Origin of the sequence: Erythrobacter sp. GH1-10 (genome assembly GCF_045363165.1) — a bacterium.
Lineage (GTDB): Bacteria > Pseudomonadota > Alphaproteobacteria > Sphingomonadales > Sphingomonadaceae > Erythrobacter.
In genome coordinates this window covers 799,900-816,480 of record NZ_JBJFLP010000001.1, presented here as the reverse complement: position 1 = coordinate 816,480, position 16,581 = coordinate 799,900, and the positions used below count along the sequence as shown (strand labels likewise).

General features: G+C 62.9%; 16 protein-coding genes. 13 read left to right on the top strand and 3 right to left on the bottom strand.

Annotated features, from left to right (window positions below):
• Positions 1–122: 122 nt before the first annotated feature.
• The 8 genes from ACI5KX_RS04075 (at position 123) to ACI5KX_RS04040 (ending at position 7,584) form a co-directional block, all read left to right on the top strand.
• Positions 123–2,066 carry a PHA/PHB synthase family protein gene (locus tag ACI5KX_RS04075; RefSeq protein ID WP_406809395.1) on the top strand — a complete coding sequence of 648 codons (1,944 nt, stop codon included), beginning with the start codon at positions 123–125 and terminating at the stop codon, positions 2,064–2,066.
• Positions 2,067–2,216: 150 nt separating this feature from the next.
• On the top strand, positions 2,217–3,017 hold the full coding sequence (locus ACI5KX_RS04070; protein WP_406809394.1) for a phasin family protein: 801 nt from the start codon (positions 2,217–2,219) through the stop codon (positions 3,015–3,017).
• A gap of 361 nt (positions 3,018–3,378) precedes the next feature.
• A complete protein-coding gene (clpS, locus tag ACI5KX_RS04065; protein ID WP_406809393.1) occupies positions 3,379–3,780 on the top strand; it encodes an ATP-dependent Clp protease adapter ClpS in 402 nt (133 codons plus the stop codon).
• Positions 3,777–4,286: a DUF427 domain-containing protein gene (locus tag ACI5KX_RS04060; protein WP_406809392.1), complete on the top strand. Its 510-nt coding sequence runs from the start codon at positions 3,777–3,779 to the stop codon at positions 4,284–4,286. Before clpS ends, ACI5KX_RS04060 begins: the two co-directional genes overlap by 4 nt.
• Before the next feature lie 98 nt (positions 4,287–4,384).
• A complete protein-coding gene (locus ACI5KX_RS04055; protein WP_406809391.1) occupies positions 4,385–5,629 on the top strand; it encodes an LptF/LptG family permease in 1,245 nt (414 codons plus the stop codon).
• A 19-nt stretch (positions 5,630–5,648) separates the two neighbouring features.
• A complete protein-coding gene (lptG, locus tag ACI5KX_RS04050; RefSeq protein ID WP_406809390.1) occupies positions 5,649–6,746 on the top strand; it encodes an LPS export ABC transporter permease LptG in 1,098 nt (365 codons plus the stop codon).
• Positions 6,743–7,270, top strand: coding sequence for a GNAT family N-acetyltransferase (locus tag ACI5KX_RS04045; protein ID WP_406809389.1), 528 nt, complete (start codon positions 6,743–6,745; stop codon positions 7,268–7,270). Before lptG ends, ACI5KX_RS04045 begins: the two co-directional genes overlap by 4 nt.
• Before the next feature lie 71 nt (positions 7,271–7,341).
• Positions 7,342–7,584, top strand: coding sequence for a hypothetical protein (locus ACI5KX_RS04040; protein ID WP_406809388.1), 243 nt, complete (start codon positions 7,342–7,344; stop codon positions 7,582–7,584).
• Positions 7,585–7,597: 13 nt separating this feature from the next.
• Here the strand turns inward: ACI5KX_RS04040 and ACI5KX_RS04035 are convergent, their stop codons facing one another.
• Positions 7,598–8,695 (bottom strand): fatty acid desaturase family protein, encoded by a 1,098-nt coding sequence (locus ACI5KX_RS04035; protein WP_406809387.1) that lies wholly within the window; start codon positions 8,693–8,695, stop codon positions 7,598–7,600.
• Between the two features lie 149 nt (positions 8,696–8,844).
• On the opposite strand from ACI5KX_RS04035, the gene ACI5KX_RS04030 reads away from it, so the two are divergent.
• Both ACI5KX_RS04030 and ACI5KX_RS04025 read left to right on the top strand, forming a co-directional pair.
• Positions 8,845–10,005: an N-acetyltransferase gene (locus ACI5KX_RS04030; RefSeq protein ID WP_406809386.1), complete on the top strand. Its 1,161-nt coding sequence runs from the start codon at positions 8,845–8,847 to the stop codon at positions 10,003–10,005.
• Positions 10,006–10,330: 325 nt separating this feature from the next.
• On the top strand, positions 10,331–11,125 hold the full coding sequence (locus ACI5KX_RS04025; protein ID WP_406809385.1) for a response regulator: 795 nt from the start codon (positions 10,331–10,333) through the stop codon (positions 11,123–11,125).
• A gap of 18 nt (positions 11,126–11,143) precedes the next feature.
• On the opposite strand, the gene ACI5KX_RS04020 is transcribed toward ACI5KX_RS04025, so the two are convergent.
• Complete coding sequence (locus ACI5KX_RS04020) at positions 11,144–12,871, bottom strand: CHASE domain-containing protein (RefSeq protein ID WP_406809384.1); 1,728 nt, start codon at positions 12,869–12,871, stop codon at positions 11,144–11,146.
• A gap of 21 nt (positions 12,872–12,892) precedes the next feature.
• Here ACI5KX_RS04020 and ACI5KX_RS04015 point away from each other — a divergent pair, with 21 nt between their 5' ends.
• Both ACI5KX_RS04015 and ACI5KX_RS04010 read left to right on the top strand, forming a co-directional pair.
• Positions 12,893–13,213, top strand: coding sequence for a NepR family anti-sigma factor (locus ACI5KX_RS04015; RefSeq protein ID WP_406809383.1), 321 nt, complete (start codon positions 12,893–12,895; stop codon positions 13,211–13,213).
• Positions 13,213–13,845 (top strand): sigma-70 family RNA polymerase sigma factor, encoded by a 633-nt coding sequence (locus ACI5KX_RS04010; protein WP_406809382.1) that lies wholly within the window; start codon positions 13,213–13,215, stop codon positions 13,843–13,845. The genes ACI5KX_RS04015 and ACI5KX_RS04010 overlap by 1 nt, the downstream gene beginning before the upstream one ends.
• On the opposite strand, the gene ACI5KX_RS04005 is transcribed toward ACI5KX_RS04010, so the two are convergent.
• Positions 13,842–15,119, bottom strand: coding sequence for a dicarboxylate/amino acid:cation symporter (locus tag ACI5KX_RS04005; protein WP_406809381.1), 1,278 nt, complete (start codon positions 15,117–15,119; stop codon positions 13,842–13,844). The two genes, ACI5KX_RS04010 and ACI5KX_RS04005, sit on opposite strands and share 4 nt — an antisense overlap.
• A gap of 115 nt (positions 15,120–15,234) precedes the next feature.
• Here ACI5KX_RS04005 and glmM point away from each other — a divergent pair, with 115 nt between their 5' ends.
• Positions 15,235–16,572, top strand: a complete 1,338-nt coding sequence (glmM, locus tag ACI5KX_RS04000) for a phosphoglucosamine mutase (protein WP_406809380.1) — start codon at positions 15,235–15,237, stop codon at positions 16,570–16,572.
• Positions 16,573–16,581: the final 9 nt, after the last annotated feature.

Genomic DNA, 16,581 nt, shown 5'->3' with positions numbered 1-16,581 from the left:
TCAAAATGACAGCGGACTTTGCCCGGTGTTTAAGCCATTAATGGTCGATGTGGAAAGGCGTATTCGCTAGACTTGTCACCAACCACCGGTCAGCACCGCAATCAGGCAACGCGTGAGGAATCATGGCACAGAACGACGGCAACAACCCCTTCGCAGCAGGAGAACCCTTCCGCGCCTTCTTCGACATGCAGGGCGAGGCAATGCGCGAAATGTTTGCGCAGGCGATGCCGGGATCGGGAAGCGGTTCCGGCGAGGCGCTGGGCGCCAGCCTGAAGGGCATGCTGCCCGAAGGCGTAAGCGCCGGGGATCTGGGCGAATGGGCCAAGGCAGGCACGGAATTGCAGCAGATGTGGCTCGAATTCATGGGCCATCAGGCGAAGAAAGCGGCGAAGAAGTCCACCGAAGGCAAGAACCTGCTCGATCCGGCGCAGTGGCTGGTGATCTCGCAGAGCATGGTCGAACAGTTCCCCAAGGGCGCGTTCGATGCGCAGGCCCGGTTGGCGCAGGATTCGCTGGCGCTGTGGAAGGGCGTCTTCGAACGGTTCGTCACCTCTGCAGGCGCAGGCGGGGAGAGCGACGACGCCTCCGAACTGCCGATGAAGGACCGGCGCTTTGCCGATCCCGCATGGCGCGAACACCCCGCCTTCGCGCTGCTTCACCAGACCTACCTGATGCTGACCGAGTATTTCCGGCAAGCGGTCAAGAGCATGGACGGGCTCGACAAGGAAAAACGCAAGCAGCTCGAATTCGCGGTCAACGCGCTGTCCGAAGCGATGAGCCCCGACAATTTCCTGCTGACCAACCCCGTGGTGATGAAACGCACGGTCGAGACCAAGGGGCAAAACCTGGTGCGCGGGATGCGCCACCTCATCAACGACCTGAAGCGCGGGCAGCTGACCCACACCGATCCGGATGCCTTCACGCTGGGCGAGAACCTAGCGGCGACGCCGGGCAAGGTGGTGCACGAAACCCCGATGTACCAGCTGGTGCAGTACAGCCCCTCGACCAAGGACGTTTACGAAGTGCCGCTGGTGATCTTCCCGCCGTGGATCAACCGCTTCTACATCCTCGACCTCACCCCCAAGAAGAGCTTCATCAAGTGGGCGGTCGATCAGGGGCTCACCGTGTTCGTCGTCAGCTGGAAATCGGCCGACGAGAGCATGGCCGATGTCGTATGGGACGATTACATCCGTTCGCAGATCGACGCGATCGACCGTGTGCGCGATCGGCTCAAGGTGCCGCATGTCCACACGATCGGCTATTGCGTCGCCGGGACCACGCTCGCCGCGACGCTCGCGATCCTTGCGCGGCGGGAGGAGGCCGACAAGGTCAAGAGCGCGACCTTCTTTACCGCGCAGGTCGATTTCGAGAAATCGGGCGACCTCAAGCATTTCATCGAGGATTCGCAGCTCGAGATGATCGGGCAGTTATCACCGCAAGGCTATCTCGACGGGCGCTATCTCGCCGCGACCTTCAACGCGCTGCGCGGCAAGGACCTGATCTGGAACTACGTCGTCAACAACTACCTGCTGGGCGAGGACTATCCGGCCTTCGACTTGCTGCACTGGAACGGCGACGTCACCAACCTGCCTTCGAAGTGGCACAACGATTACCTGCGCGACCTCTATCGCGACAACAAGCTGGTGGTGCCCGACGCACTTTCCGCCGACGGAACGCCGATCGACCTGACCCAGGTCGAAACGCCCAGTTTCGTGCAGGCCGGGCGAGAGGACCATATCGCCCCGGCCGAGAGCGTGTGGCGGATCACCGACCATTTCGCGGGCCCGCTCGAATTCCTGCTGGCAGGCTCGGGCCATATCGCCGGGGTGGTCAATCCGCCTGCCGCGAACAAATACCAGTACTGGGTCGGCGACAGCAACGCGCCCTCGCTCAAGGCCTATATCGAAAGCGCCGAGGAGCATCCCGGCAGCTGGTGGCCGCACTGGCTCGAATGGCTGGAAAAGCAGGACGACACGAAAGTCCCTGCGACCGGCAAGCGCAAGCCCGGCGGGCGCGGCGACACCGTGATCGAGGACGCTCCGGGGCGTTATGTGAAGACGAGATAATGCACGATTTCGGTTGACCGACGCACGCCCGGTGCCCACTTTTCTGTTTGAATTCAGCGATCAAATCACTTTTTGTGCACTGCACAAAAAATCCTTGACTTCGCACCTGCAATGCTTATTTTGTGCAGTGCAACATGAAGCGAGGAATTTATGGCTGAAGCCAACACCCAATCGAAAATCGATGCCGCTGCCGAGAAAGCTTACGAAGAGGCAGCTGCAAAGAAGACGACTGCCGCGAAGGTCGCCGAGGCTGTTGAAGCCGACGCTCCGAAACCCGCGCCGAAGGCCGCTGCTGTAAAGAAGGCAGTCAAGGCGCCGGCCAAGAAGGCCCCTGCCAAGAAAGCGGTCGCCAAGAAACCGGCTGCGAAAAAGGCACCGGCCAAGAAACCGGCTGCAAAGAAGGCCGCACCGAAGAAAACGACCGCCAAGAAGCCGGTTGCCAAGAAGGCACCTGCCAAGAAGGCGGCTCCGAAGAACACCAACCCCGTCACCCAACTCAAGGACACCATCATGGCTACCGCAAAGAAGACCGATTTCACCACCACCGCCAAGGAAATGGCTGCCGACGTGCAAGAGCGCGTGAAGGGTGCCTACACCTCGGCTACCGAATTCGCCGGCGATTTCGGTGAGTTCAACAAGGCCAACCTCGACGCTGTCGTCGAGAGCGGCAAGATCTTCTTCACCGGTGCCCAGGAACTGGCCAAGGATAACGTCGAAACCGGCAAGACTGTCGTCGAAACCGTCACCGAAGACGCCAAGAAGATGGCTTCGGTGAAGTCGCCGACCGAGCTGTTCCAGCTGCAGGGCGAACTCGCACGTCGCAACTTCGACGCGCTCGTCGGCTACGGCTCGAAGCGCACCGAAGCATGGGTGAAGCTCTACAACGACGCTTTCGCTCCGATCTCGAACCGCGTGAGCGTGGCCGCCGAGAAGATCTCGAAGGCTGCCTAAGCAACATATTTCTGAACCGGGCCTCTCCTCTCTCTCCCAAACCCGGTTCATGAAGTGGGCGCATTGCGCCAGGCCGGACAGACCATGCGTCTGTCCGGCCTTTTCATTTGCTCGCTGGGCCAGGACCGACCAAGCGTCTGTCCGGCCTTTTCATTTGCTCGCTGGGCCAGGAGAGACCAAGCGCCTGTCCGGCCTTTTCGTTTTATCGCTGGGCCAGGACCGACCAAGCGCCTGTCCGGCCTTTTGCTATCTGTCACAGATACAAACGGAACCGCGCAGGCGACGTCTCGTTAATAGAGCGCGCGCTATGGCCGCCCACGAATCCTTGCGATCACGATTACGAATCCCATAATGGAGCCTCATGGCAAAGCCCCGCCCCACTCTTGATCCCATCGAGCTGCCGCTCGTCTTCGCGCCTCTTGCGGCTGGCGACGACGATGCGGGCAAGGATGGCGATGCCGGGACCGAGGGCGAAGTCGGGGTCGCGACCAAGACCCGCGCCAAGCCGAAGAGGCCGAGCCAGTACAAAGTGCTGATGCTCAACGACGATTACACCCCGATGGAATTTGTGGTGATGGTCCTGAAGCGCTTCTTCTCGATGGATCTCGAACAGGCGACCCGGGTCATGCTCCATGTCCACCAGAGGGGTGTCGGCGTGTGCGGTATTTTCCCCTACGAAGTCGCCGAGACCAAGGTGAACCAGGTTATGGACTTCGCGCGGCAGAACCAGCACCCGCTGCAATGCACGCTTGAAAAGGCGTGAGCCGCCAGCCGCACCACCCCGAACCCGATCCGGTCGGCCCCGGACAGGAAAGCGTGTGGGACTATCCCCGTCCTGCCATCTGCGAGGCGACCGCGCGCCGCATCCAGATCATCCATCGCGGCGTAACGATCGCCGACAGCACCGATGCATGGCGTACGCTCGAAACCAGCCATCCGCCAACTTATTACATCCCGCCTGCCGACATCGCGACCGAGCATCTCGAGCCCAACTCGCGGCGATCGCTGTGCGAGTGGAAGGGGCAGGCGCGCTATTGGGACGTGGTGATCGGCGACGAACGGCTGGAAGCGGTTGCGTGGTCCTATTCCGACCCGACACCGTCCTTCGCGGCGATCCGCGATTTCATCGCATTCTATCCCGAGCCGTTCGACCGGTGCCTTGTCGATGGCGAGCAGATCACGCCGCAACCCGGCAGTTTTTACGGCGGATGGATCAGCCAGTACGAAGCCGGTCCCTTCAAAGGCGTCCCCGGCAGCCGGTTTTGGTGAAACCCGCCTGTCGAAACGGCACATGACCCGACGCGAATTTCGCGCTATGCCTCGCGCTACCGTTGGTTGAGAGCGATCCGAAGGCCCATTAGCAAGCCGTGCTGAACTTCATTCCCAGTATCGACCGGTACATCTTCCGGCTCACGATCGTGCCGCTGATGGGCGTTTTCGCGCTCGCCGCCTCGCTGCTGGTGCTCGACAAGATGCTGCGGCTGTTCGATTTCGTCGCCGTCGAAGGCGGGCCGATCGGCGTGGTCTTCAAGATGCTCGGTGCGCTGCTGCCGGAATACGCCAGCCTTGCGATCCCGCTCGGCCTGCTGCTCGGTGTGCTGCTCGCCTTCCGCAAACTCGCAACTTCGAGCGAACTCGATACGATGCGCGCGGTGGGGCTTTCGTACTGGCGCCTGCTGCGCGTGCCCTACGCGATTACCTTGCTGCTGATGGCGATCAACGTCGGGATCGTGTTCTACATCCAGCCGCTCAGCAATTACTATTACCAGCAGATGGAATACGAGCTGCGTTCGGGCGCGCTCGGGGCATCGATCAAGGTCGGTGAATTCACCACCCTCGCCGACCGGATGGCGCTGCGGATCGAGGAAAGCGAGGACAACGGCACGCGCCTGAAGGGCATTTTCGCCCGCGTTGCGAACGAGAAGAACCAGGTTCTCTCGATCAGCGCGCGCGAAGGGTCGTTCATGGCGACAACCGACGATCCCAACACGATCATCCTGCGCCTGACCGAAGGCACGATCGTGCAGGACACCGGCAGCGAAACCCCGCGGGTGTTGTCTTTCAGTCGTCACGATTTGCCGATCGACCTTCCCGCCATCGACGAATTCCGCGCGCGCGGCGATGCGACGCGCGAATACATCCTTCCCGAACTGCTCAGCATCGGGTGGAGCGAAAACCGGCCCGAGGCCGAGCGCGATGCCAGCCAGGCGACCTTCAATTTCCGCCTGGTCGAAATCGTCATGATGCTGCTGATGCCGCTGCTCGCGGTCAGCCTCGCGATCCCGCCCAAGCGATCGACCAGCGCGCTGGGCGTGTTCGTTTCGATCGTGATGGTAGTCGCGTATCACAAGGTGAATCAGTACGGAGAGGATGTCGCGACGCTCGGGCGTATCGATCCGATCCTGGCGCTGTGGGGGCCGTTCGTTATCTTCGCGGCGCTGATCCTGTGGATGTATTACCGGGTCGCCTACGTGCCCGGCGGACAGGCGATCGGCGCGCTCGAGAACGCCTTTGCCAAGATCGCGAAGAAGATCGGCAAGCTGTTCAAGCGGCGCCGCCCGCGCACCGCGCTGCCCGAGGATTCCGATCCGCAATTGTCTCCCGCGGAATAGCCAGCCATAGCGAAACGCCATGCAGCTCGACTTCTTCCCCTCGCGCACACTCACGCTTTACCTCGCGAAGATGTTCGTGGTGCGGATCTTTGCCGTGCTCGTCATGCTGGTGCTGGTGCTCATGGCGCTGGACCTGCTTTCGGCGACCGGACGCATCCTCACGCCCGAAGGCAACGGACAGGCGGAAATCCTCAAATACGCCAGCCTGCGGATACCGCAGCTGATATCGCGCTTCCTGCCCTATTCGGTGCTGTTGGCGACGCTGATCACGCTGGTGACGCTGAACCAGAACAGCGAGGTGGTAGCGATGAAGGCGGCGGGCCTCAGCGCGCACCAGGTGCTTGCCCCGCTGCTCCTGACCGCAGCGGTGGTCGCGGTGGTGAGCTTTGCGTTCAACGAGCGGGTGGTGACCCGCGCCAATACGACGCTCAAGGCCTGGGAGGCGGTGCAGTACGAGCCGATACCGGACGATTCGGGCGTGCGTTCGAACGTGTACCTGTCGGACGGCACCAATGTGCTCACCGCGGCAACGCTTGTCGGCTCGGGCGAGAATATCCAGCTCAGCAACGTCACCTGGTACCAGCGCGGACCGGGCGGGATCATCATCGAGCAGGTCAAGGCCAGCGGCGCGACCTATGCTGCGCCCGGCTGGAGGCTTGCCGATCCCGAAAGGTTCGATGTCGGCAGCGCAGAGACCGAAGAGCTCGGCGAAATGATCGTCGGCGAAGCGCTCACGCCCGAACAGATCGACCTGCAATCGATCGACCCCGACGGACAGAGCTTCTGGGAATTGTCCGAGACCATCGACGCGTTCGAGGCGATCGGAATGCGCACATCGGAAATGCGCGCCAACTGGTGGCACCGGATTTCGGGGCCGTTATCGGCACTGCTGATGCCCTTGCTCGGTTCGGTCGCGGCGTTCGGCCTCGCGCGCTCTGGCCAGCTGTTCGTCCGCGCTATCATCGGCATGGCGCTGGGATTTGCCTATTTCGTGGTCGACAATGCCGCGCTGGCGATGGGCAGCTTCGGCGGATATCCGCCATTCCTTGCCGCATGGGCGCCGTTCTTCCTGTTCCTGCTGGTGGGCGAAACGGTCCTGATCCGGACCGAGGAATGACTTCGGGCCCGGACTGGTCGCTGCGCCTCGCCCGACCCGAAGACGCAGAGGCCTTTCATACCGTTGAAGAGGACGCGGCACGCTTGTTGGCCGACGAGCCAAGCCTTGCCGGACTGCCGATACCGCCGAGCAATAGCGCCGACGAATATCGTGCGATGATCGCCCAGCGGCACTGCCTGACCGCAGTCAGCGGCGATGAGGTGATCGGCTTTGCAGCAACGCGAAGGCATGGGCGCGAGCTGCATCTCCACGAACTCAGTGTGGCGACCGCATTTCAGCGCAAGCGGATTGGCGCGACCCTGCTCAACGCGCTGAAGATCGACGGGCGAAATGCCGGAGTTCGGGCGATCACGCTCCACACTTTTCGCGATGTTCCCTGGAACGCGCCGTTCTATTCCCGGCACGGCTTCGAGATCATCAAGGACCTCGACGCCTATCCGAGACTGGCCGCTGGACAGGACGCAGCGGTCGAATTCGGCCTTCCGCGCGACCGCCGCTGCGCGATGATCTGTTTCCTCGATTGAGACGCACCCGTTTCGGGATTTTGTCACCGGCTGCACGACGCCTATGCTGGCTCGCAATCGAGGAGAAAGCCATGAAACATGCGCTCACCATCGCAGCCGCCGCGCTTGTGCTCGCAGGCTGCAACACGAGGGAAGACGAACCGGCGGTCACCGCCCGGATCGACGAGAACGCACCGGCGGAGCAGGCAACGGAGGCGGCTGAGGCGGATGCAGAGGGCGATCAGGACGAAGCGACCGGCACCATGATCCGCGGCGGTTCGGATACTGCAGGAACCACTCCGCCGAAGGGCTCGAAATTGCAGCGGGCCGATTAGGCCGCAGACCGCTTTAGCGACGGATCATCGTGCTGCGTGCGATCCGCCCGACCAGCGGGAACATGCCCGGATGGTTCGCGCCTTCATAGGTGGAACCGGTGCCGAGCTCGCGATTGAGGCGACGGTGCGCCTCGGGCAAATCGTGATACGGCATAGAGGGCATCAGGTGGTGCAGCGCGTGATAGCGCAGGCCGACCGGCGCCCAGATCTCCGCGATCCGTCCCGGCGGCGGCACGTTGACGCTGTCGAGGAACTGCGCGGTGACCGTCATCGGCTCGCCCTCGTTCTCCCACAGATGCGCCACCAGCGTGCGCAGCTGGTTGAGCACGGCGGTGACCGAGAAGATCGCGAGCGCTATCAGCACCGGACGCCAGCCGAACGCGAATGGGCTCAGCAGCACCGCGATCGCCCAGACGCTCGCGAGGGTCTCCTGCCACAGGACCCGCTTGCGAAAATCGCCGGTCGGCGGCTTGCGCCGGAATTCGGGATTGATCGATAGAGAGGAGAAGCGCTCCCAAACCAGTTTGCGCACCGGGGGAATGACCGCGCCAATCGGCACGAGGATGCCGGCGCGGATAATCAGCGCCGCAGGCGCAAGCAGTGCGATCAGCACGAATGCGGGCAGGCTCCACGGCTTCATCAGCGCAAGCGGCAGGTATTCAGGATCCTCGATAGTGCCGTATTGCGTGCGCTTGTGATGGATCACATGCACGCCCTCGTACATGAAGCTGGGCGTGAGCATCGGGATGCCGATAATGAGGTTCCACGCCAGCCGGAAACCCGGCAGCGCGTCGCTCTTGATATGGGTGAGCTCGTGGATGAACATCAGTGCGCGGTAGAGCGCGAGCGCAGCCACCACGCCGGCGAACACCGCAGTCCACGCGTTTCCTGCGAAGATCGCCGCTGCGATCCCGGCATAGCCGATCGCTGCCGAAACCAGCATGTCCGGCCAGTAGATACCCGGCTTCGCTTCACCCAGATCGCGCACGAGATCGCGCGCGGCGCGCAGCATGTCCTTGTCGTCCTGCGTCTGGAAATCGGCGCGCACGGCGCGGCGCTCCCGCGTCGCGGAAGAGGCAGCTGCTTCGGCAGGTAAAGGGCTCTGTTGCATGTTCATTCGTATGTCTCGCGGCGGCCTTTACCGCAAAACCGGCGGCATGGCCAAACAGGATGTGTTGGCAAGAGTGATCGACTGGCTTGCTTGTGATGCAGGTTCAGGGGCAGGGTCGCATTGATTTGAAACAATACGGGACACGCTGCGTGACGGACGCACAGATAAGTATCGAACCGGTCAACGACAAGCGCGGACGTGCGCGGTTCGTCGATGTCGGGCGGGCCTTTGCCGCGCGGCTCGAACATTCGGTCCCGCAATTGCGCAGCGAACAGCTCGAGCTGATCGATCCGGGCAAGAACCCGTTTTTCGGCCATGGCCGTGCGCAGTTCTTTATCGCGCAGCGCGGCGGCAAACCTGTCGGGCGGATTTCGGCGCATATCGACGAGCTGGCACTCGACATGCCGCCCGAGCAAGGGTTCGGTCCCGGCACCGGCATGTTCGGCTATTTCGATGCGGAAGACGAAACGGTGGCAAAGGCGCTGCTCGAAGCCGCCGAGGCGTGGCTGCAAGGGCAGGGTATGACCCGCGTCGTCGGCCCGATTTCGCTATCGATCTGGGAGGAACCCGGCCTGCTGGTGCGCGGGCAGGATCACGCGCCGGTCATCATGATGGGGCATCATCCGGCGGAGTACGCGGGATGGATCGAAGCCGCCGGCTATGCTCGCGCCAAGACGCTTTACACCTACGATCTCGACATCAGCGGAGAGTTTCCCCCGCTTGTGCAAAGGATCGTCAAATCCGGCGAACGCAACGAGCGGATCACCGTCCGCCCGGTCAACAAGAAGGACTGGGACAACGAGGCAGCGATCATCCTCGGCATTCTCAACGATGCCTGGTCGGACAATTGGGGTTTCGTCCCGCTGACCGAGGCCGAAGTCGAGCACACCGGGGTCAAGCTCAAGCCCATCATCCACGAAAAGCTCAACATGATTGCCGAAGTCGATGGGCGCCCGGTGGCGTTCATGCTGACGTTTCCCGATCTCAACGATGTACTCGCGCGGATCGACGGCAAGCTGTTCCCGCTGGGCTGGTTTCACATCCTGCGCTGGCTCAGGAAGCCGCGCGGTTCGGACATGCGCGTTCCGCTGATGGGCGTGCTTAAGGAATTCCAGAACTCGCGCATGGCGAGCCAGCTCGCCTTCATGATGATTTCCTACATTCGCCGCCACGCAGCGGGAGAATTCGAATCCAGGCGCGGCGAAATCGGCTGGATCCTCGAGGACAACCAGGGAATGGTCGCGATTGCCGATACGATCGAGAGCACGATCAATCGCGAATACGCGATCTACGAGAAGCCACTGGCCTGATGGACACCCGACAAAAAAGGCCTCCACTTGGGAGAGTGGAGGCCTTTCGGGATCGTGTCACAGCCGCTTGGACGGGAGGGGGGTCTCGGCGGTGACAAGAAAGAAATGCGCGTCTCGAAAACCGGTTCCCGCCGATCGAAATTTTTTTGTGAACTCTCTCCAATCCGGTCCGGATCATCGAGGATTGCACAAATCTTTCGCCGCTCCATATCGTTCGATACGCCTTTATCGAGCTTGGGGGCGACGCGCGCGTTTCAAGTCGCTATGCCCCCGATTCGAATGCGCTCCTGAAAGGAGCCGAACACGTTTCGAAAGCGAGTCGCCAATGTCCCTCGGTCAGCAAGTAGCCAACAATCTTCCGTTTCTCAGGCGCTATGCGCGCGCGCTCACCGGTTCGCAAAGCACCGGCGATGCGTTCGTGCGGGCAACACTGGAGGCGGCCCTGGCCGACGAGGACCTGCGGGCATCGCTCGATGGCGGGCGGATCCCGCTCTATCGGGCGTTCAACAAGGTGTGGTCGAGCGCCTACCTCGATCCCGACGCGACCCAGTCCGGCGGCGGCGAGCACGAAGCCGGTGCCCAAAGCCGGCTCGGCGCGATCACGCCGCTGAACCGCCAGGCGCTGCTGCTCACCACGCTCGAGGACTTCTCGGCCGCGCAGGCCGGAATGATCATGGATCTCGAGACCTCCGAAATCGAAGCGCTGGTGGCGGAGGCGATCAGCGAGATCGATCGCGAACAGGCGACCAGCGTCCTCATCATCGAGGACGAGCCGCTGATCTCGATGCAGCTCGAAGACCTGGTGAACTCGATCGGTCACGAGGTCTGCGGCACTGCTGCGACACGCACCCAGGCGCGCGAGGCGGTGGAGGAGAAGATGCCGGGCCTCGTGCTCGCCGATATCCAGCTCGCCGACGGGTCCTCGGGCCTCGATGCCGTCGACGACATTCTCGCGATTTCGAAAGTTCCGGTGATTTTCATCACCGCCTATCCCGAGCGTCTGCTGACCGGCGACCGGCCCGAGCCGACCTATCTGGTCACCAAGCCGTTCCAGGAGCAATCGGTCCGCGCCGCGATCAGCCAGGCGCTGTTCTTCAAATCGAGTCGGCCGCTCGACTGAAGCCGACGACAGTCCGGATCAATCGGCGCGCTCGCGGATCTGGAATTCGCTGCGCTGGCGCACCGGCACGCGCATGACGCAGCGCACCCCGTCATCGGGGAATTCCAGCTGCACGGGATTCCTGAGCTCGTGCGCGACGATCTTCTCGATGAGTTCGGTGCCAAATCCGCGATGACGCGATTGGGCGACAGGCGGCCCACCCGCCTCGCGCCATTCGACTTCCGCCAATTGCTCGTCGATCAGCTGCCACTTGATCGAAACGCTCCCATCCGGAACGCTCAACGCGCCGAATTTGGCTGCATTGGTGGCAAGCTCGTGAATGGCGAGGCCGAATGACAGCGCGTCGTTCGGAGCGAGCTCGACCGGTGGACCTTCGATCGCAATCGAATTGTCGCTCCCGGCGCGGAAATGCTGAAGCTCGGCCTCGATCACCGAACGGATCGGCGTCGTTCCCCAATCGGTGCCGGTAAGCAGGTCGTGGGTTGCCGAAAGCGAGCGGATCCGCCCTTCGAGACTGTCGGCGAATTCATCGAGATCGGTGGTCCGCCGCCGGGTCAGCGACAGGATCGAGAGCACGTTGGCGAGCGTGTTCTTCACCCTGTGGTTGAGCTCGCGGCTCAGCGAATTGCGGATCGAATGCTGTTCTTCATAGAACGCCAGCCGCGCCCGGTCTTCCTGCGCCTGTTGCGTGAGGAGCCGCGCCAGCAGCATCAGCAGGCTGGCGACCGCAAGTCCGAACAGCAGCGTCACCATCGATAGCGATGCCAAAACCTGCGAATTGTCGGATTCCACCACCAGCAGCAATTGCCGGTTGGCGATCGTCACTTCCTCTTCGACATGATGACGGACCTTCCCACCAAGCGGGCGGTTGGCGAGCACATGCTCGGTATCGAGCGAGCCGTCATACAGGCGCACGCCGAGGTCGGCCGGCGCGGCAAGTGCGATCGCGGAGTCGAGGAAGCGCCCGGCATTGAAGGGGCTGTAGACGAAGCCTGCCAGACTGTTCTCATAGTCGCGCGTCGCTGGATCGCCGCTGTAGACCGGCATGAAGATCACAAATCCCGGCGCGTTGCCGGACCCTTCCTGCGCAAGCACTATGCGACCCGATGCGGTCGGGCGTACGGTCCGCTTGGCTTCGGCCATGGCTGCGGCACGAACCGGATCGGAATGCATGTTGAACCCCAGCGCCCGGCGGTTGCGTGCGGTATCGGGTGAAAAATAGGTGACAGGTGCGAGCCGTTCCGCCGAGCTTTCCGGAACGGGGCGGACCGCCGGGAAATCGGGCTGGTTGCGGCGGGCACGCGCGAGAAATTCCGCCTCTTCCTCTTGCGAAATGACGCTTACCCATCCGATCCCTTCGGCCCCGCGATATTCGACATCGAGACGCAACTCGCTGACGAACTGGCGAAACAGGCCGGGGCTGACCTCATCGACGCTGGAGAACAGTGCGGCTCCGGCGCGCAGATAGGACGAGAAGCTGTTGCCGCGCTGCTCCAGCGCAGAAGCGATGGATTGGGCGTATTCGCGCATCTGTGCGTCTTCGCGAGCGCGCACATTGCTTTCGATGGAATAGACGCTGAGCACAGTGATCGCGGCAATTGCGGCGAAAATCCCGAGCGGAATGGCGCGCGGGTAATCGATCAGCCACCTTCGTGCACGGGTTCCCGCTGAAACGGGCCGCTCCGCACCTTGCTGCAAGCCCTTGGCCTGATCTCCCACTCCGCCTCCTGAACCGTAACCTGGCATTCTCTCATTCGGGTGCTACGTGTGGACGGAACCAAACCGGGCTCGCTTCGTTCCCAATTCAGGACTAGCGTTGACGAGCAATTTCGCAACGCCGTGCCGGGTAATTTTGCCCGGTACACCGGGGATCAGGACCAAAAATCAATGCCATCGGGCAAAGACACTAAAGATCCGGAAAAGCACGGCGGCAATCCGCCCGGCAAGAAAGCATCGCCGGATTGGGCCGACGGCCTGCGCCAGCTCTACGATTCCGTCGTCGACGAACCGATTCCCGACAGCTTCAAGGACCTTCTCGCCCAATTGGACGAGAGCGATGATGAAGCCGGGAAAGCAGGCGGCGCCTGATGGCCGGCAAGAAGAAGAAGAGCTATCCGAAGCGGACGCCCGCTGAAAAGGCCGCGTTCAAGCGCGAACTGACCGAAGTCGTGCCGCATCTGCGCGCCTTCGCGCGCGGGCTTTGCGGTCGTCCCGACATGGCCGACGATCTGGTGCAGGAAACCATGCTGAAAGCCTGGGCCGCGCAGGACCGGTTCGAGCCGGGCACTTCGATGCGCGCCTGGACCTTCGTTATCCTGAGGAACGCCTACCTCACCGACATGCGCCGCAACCGCTTTCGCGGCGACTACGACGAAGGCGTTGCCGAGCGTATCCTGACCGCACCTGCTGGGCAGGAAGAACCGATCCACCTTTCGGACATGCACCGCGCATTGCTCACACTCCCGCCCGAACGGCGCGAGGCGCTGCTGCTCGTGGGCGCGGGCGGGTTCTCCTACGAGGAAGCCGCCGAAATCTGCGGCTGCGCAGTGGGTACGATCAAGAGCCGGGTAGGCCGCGCGCGCGCGACGCTCAATTCGATGCTCGAAGACGGCGATATTCCGCAGCGTTCGCTCGACGATGACACCGCGCATCGCGCGATCCTCGAAGAGCTCGACGAAGTGGCAGCCGGTCGCGGCCTTGCCGCTCCTACCAAGGGCTAGGCCTCCGCCACCTCTTCATCTCCGCGATCCACCACGGACGTCACCGCGACATTCATCGTCACATTGGCGAGCGTGCGCATGATGTCGGGCAGCATTTCGACGGCGACCAGCAGGGCTAGCGGCTCGATCGGCACGCCCATCGCCAGTGCGATCGGGCCGATCGAAACGACGAAGCTGATCGAGCCGGGAAGGCTGACCGAGCCGATGCTGATGATCACCGCGATCAGGATACCGATACCGACCAGCGCAACGGGGATCTCGATCCCTGCCAGCGCGGCAACATAGAGCGCGACCGCCAGGTTCATCGCGACGCTGGTCGCGCGGAAGATCGCCACCGCCAGCGGCAGCACGAATTCGCTCGTTTCGGGCTTCAATCCCAGCCGGTTGGAGCTGTCGAGCATGGCGGGCAGGCTGGCGAGCGAGCTCTGGGTCGAAATCGCAACCGCCTGCGCCGGGATCAAGGCGCGGGCAAACCGCAAGGGCCCCACGCCGCCTAGCGCCCAGGCAATCAGGTAGGCCAGCACGAGGATGAACCCGCCCATCGCTGAAACGATCAGGATGTAGTGCGCGAGAGCCGCAAACGCTCCGCCGCCGCTGCGCAGCCCGACACCGAACGCGAGCGCAAAGACGCCGACCGGCGCCACCCACAGCACCCAGCCGATGATCATCAGCATCGCATTGGCAAGCGCATGGAAAAAGCCGAGCAGCGTCGTCGCCTGCGCCTTGGGCAGCTTCGCGATCGCCACAGCGAACAGCGCAAAGAAGATCGTCAGCGGCAGCATCGCCGTTTCCGCCGCCGCAGCGAACATGTTGGGCGCGATCAGCGAGGCGAGGAAATCCAGAATTCCCGGCACCTGCTGCTCGCCTTCCGGAACTTCGCTCAGGAAACCGCTTGCCGCCTCGGGTATCGGGACAGCCTGCAGCACCAGCGGCATCACGAGTGCGGTGAACAATCCGCCAGCGATCAGAACCCCGAACACCAGTGCGAGGAATTTGATCGCGGCCGCCCCGGCGCGCGCCGCGGCGATCATTTGCGCGATCCCGAGCACCAGCAGGCTGGCGACCAGCGGGATGATCGTCATTTGCAAGGCGCGCAGCCACAACCGACCGATCAGCGCGACGACATCCTGCACCCATTGCGCGATGCCGCCGCCTGCAAACGCCACCCCGAGCGCGAGGCCCAGGATCAGTGCGACGAAGGTCGCGACGACCGGCAGCCGGATCGTCACCAGTTCGAAGCCCTGTTCGGGCGCTTTCGCTGCTGGATTGCTCAAAATTTGCGTCCCCGGTTGCCTGCTTGCCCTTCCCTTCGCGCGATAACCGCGCCAGAAGCGCCTGACAATCAAGCTCGGTAGATCGGGCGGGCGCGACAAGGAGGCAGCGCACGGGATGGGACGCAAGTTCTTCGGCACAGACGGGATCAGAGGGCGCACCAATGCCGGGGTTATGACCGCCGAAACCGCGATGCGCGTGGGCCAGGCAGCGGGCAATTATTTCGTTCGCGGAGGACATCGCCACCGGGTCGTGATCGGCAAGGACACGCGGCTTTCGGGATATATGATGGAAAGCGCGCTGGTCGCAGGATTTACCAGCGTGGGCATGGACGTGATCATGACCGGCCCTCTGCCCACTCCGGCCATCGCCCTGCTTACCCGCGAGATGCGCGCCGACCTCGGCGTGATGATCTCGGCCAGCCACAATCCCTATGCCGATAACGGCATCAAGCTGTTCGGCCCCGACGGATTCAAGCTCTCGGACGAAGCCGAAGCCGAGATCGAGCGTTTGCTCGAAACCGAGCCGAAGCTGGCGACCTCGGAGAATATCGGCAGGGCGCGGCGGATCGACGACGCGCGCGGGCGCTACATCCACGCGGTCAAGAATTCCGTATCGAGCGAAGTGCGCTTCGACGGGCTGAAGGTGGTGGTCGATTGCGCCAATGGCGCAGCCTATCAGGTCGCCCCGTCGGCAATCTGGGAACTCGGCGCCGATGTCATCACGCTGGGCGTGACGCCCAACGGTATCAATATCAATGACGGGGTCGGCTCCACCGCGATCGAGGCGCTGCAGGCCAAGGTCGTCGCCGAGCAGGCCGACATCGGAATTGCGCTCGACGGCGATGCCGACCGGCTGATCGTGGTCGACGAAAAGGGCCGCGCGGTCGACGGCGACCAGATCATGGCGCTGATCGCGACCCGCATGCACGAAAAGGGCGCCTTGAGCGGTGGCGGGATCGTGTCGACCGTGATGAGCAATCTCGGTCTCGAACGGTATCTCGAAACGCAGGGTCTGACGCTCGAGCGGACCAAGGTCGGCGACCGCTATGTGCTCGAACGCATGAAGGAGGGTGGCTTCAATGTCGGCGGCGAGCAATCGGGTCACATGATCCTGCTCGACCATTCGACCACCGGCGACGGGACGATCGCCGCGATGCGCGTGCTCACCAGCCTGGTGCGCTCGCAAAAGCCGGCGAGCGAGATCCTGCACCTGTTCGATCCGGTCCCCCAACTGCTCAAGAATGTCCGCTACGATGGCGGCGCGCCGCTCGAGAACGAGACCGTCAAGTCGGTGATCGCGGCCGCCGAGGGCGAGCTGGAGGGCAAGGGCCGTCTCGTGATCCGCGCATCGGGCACGGAACCCGTGATCCGCGTGATGGCCGAAGGCGACGACAAGGCCCAGGTCGAATCCGTGGTCGACCGGATCTGCGACGCGGTGCGCGCGGCAGCCTAGGAAAGGATA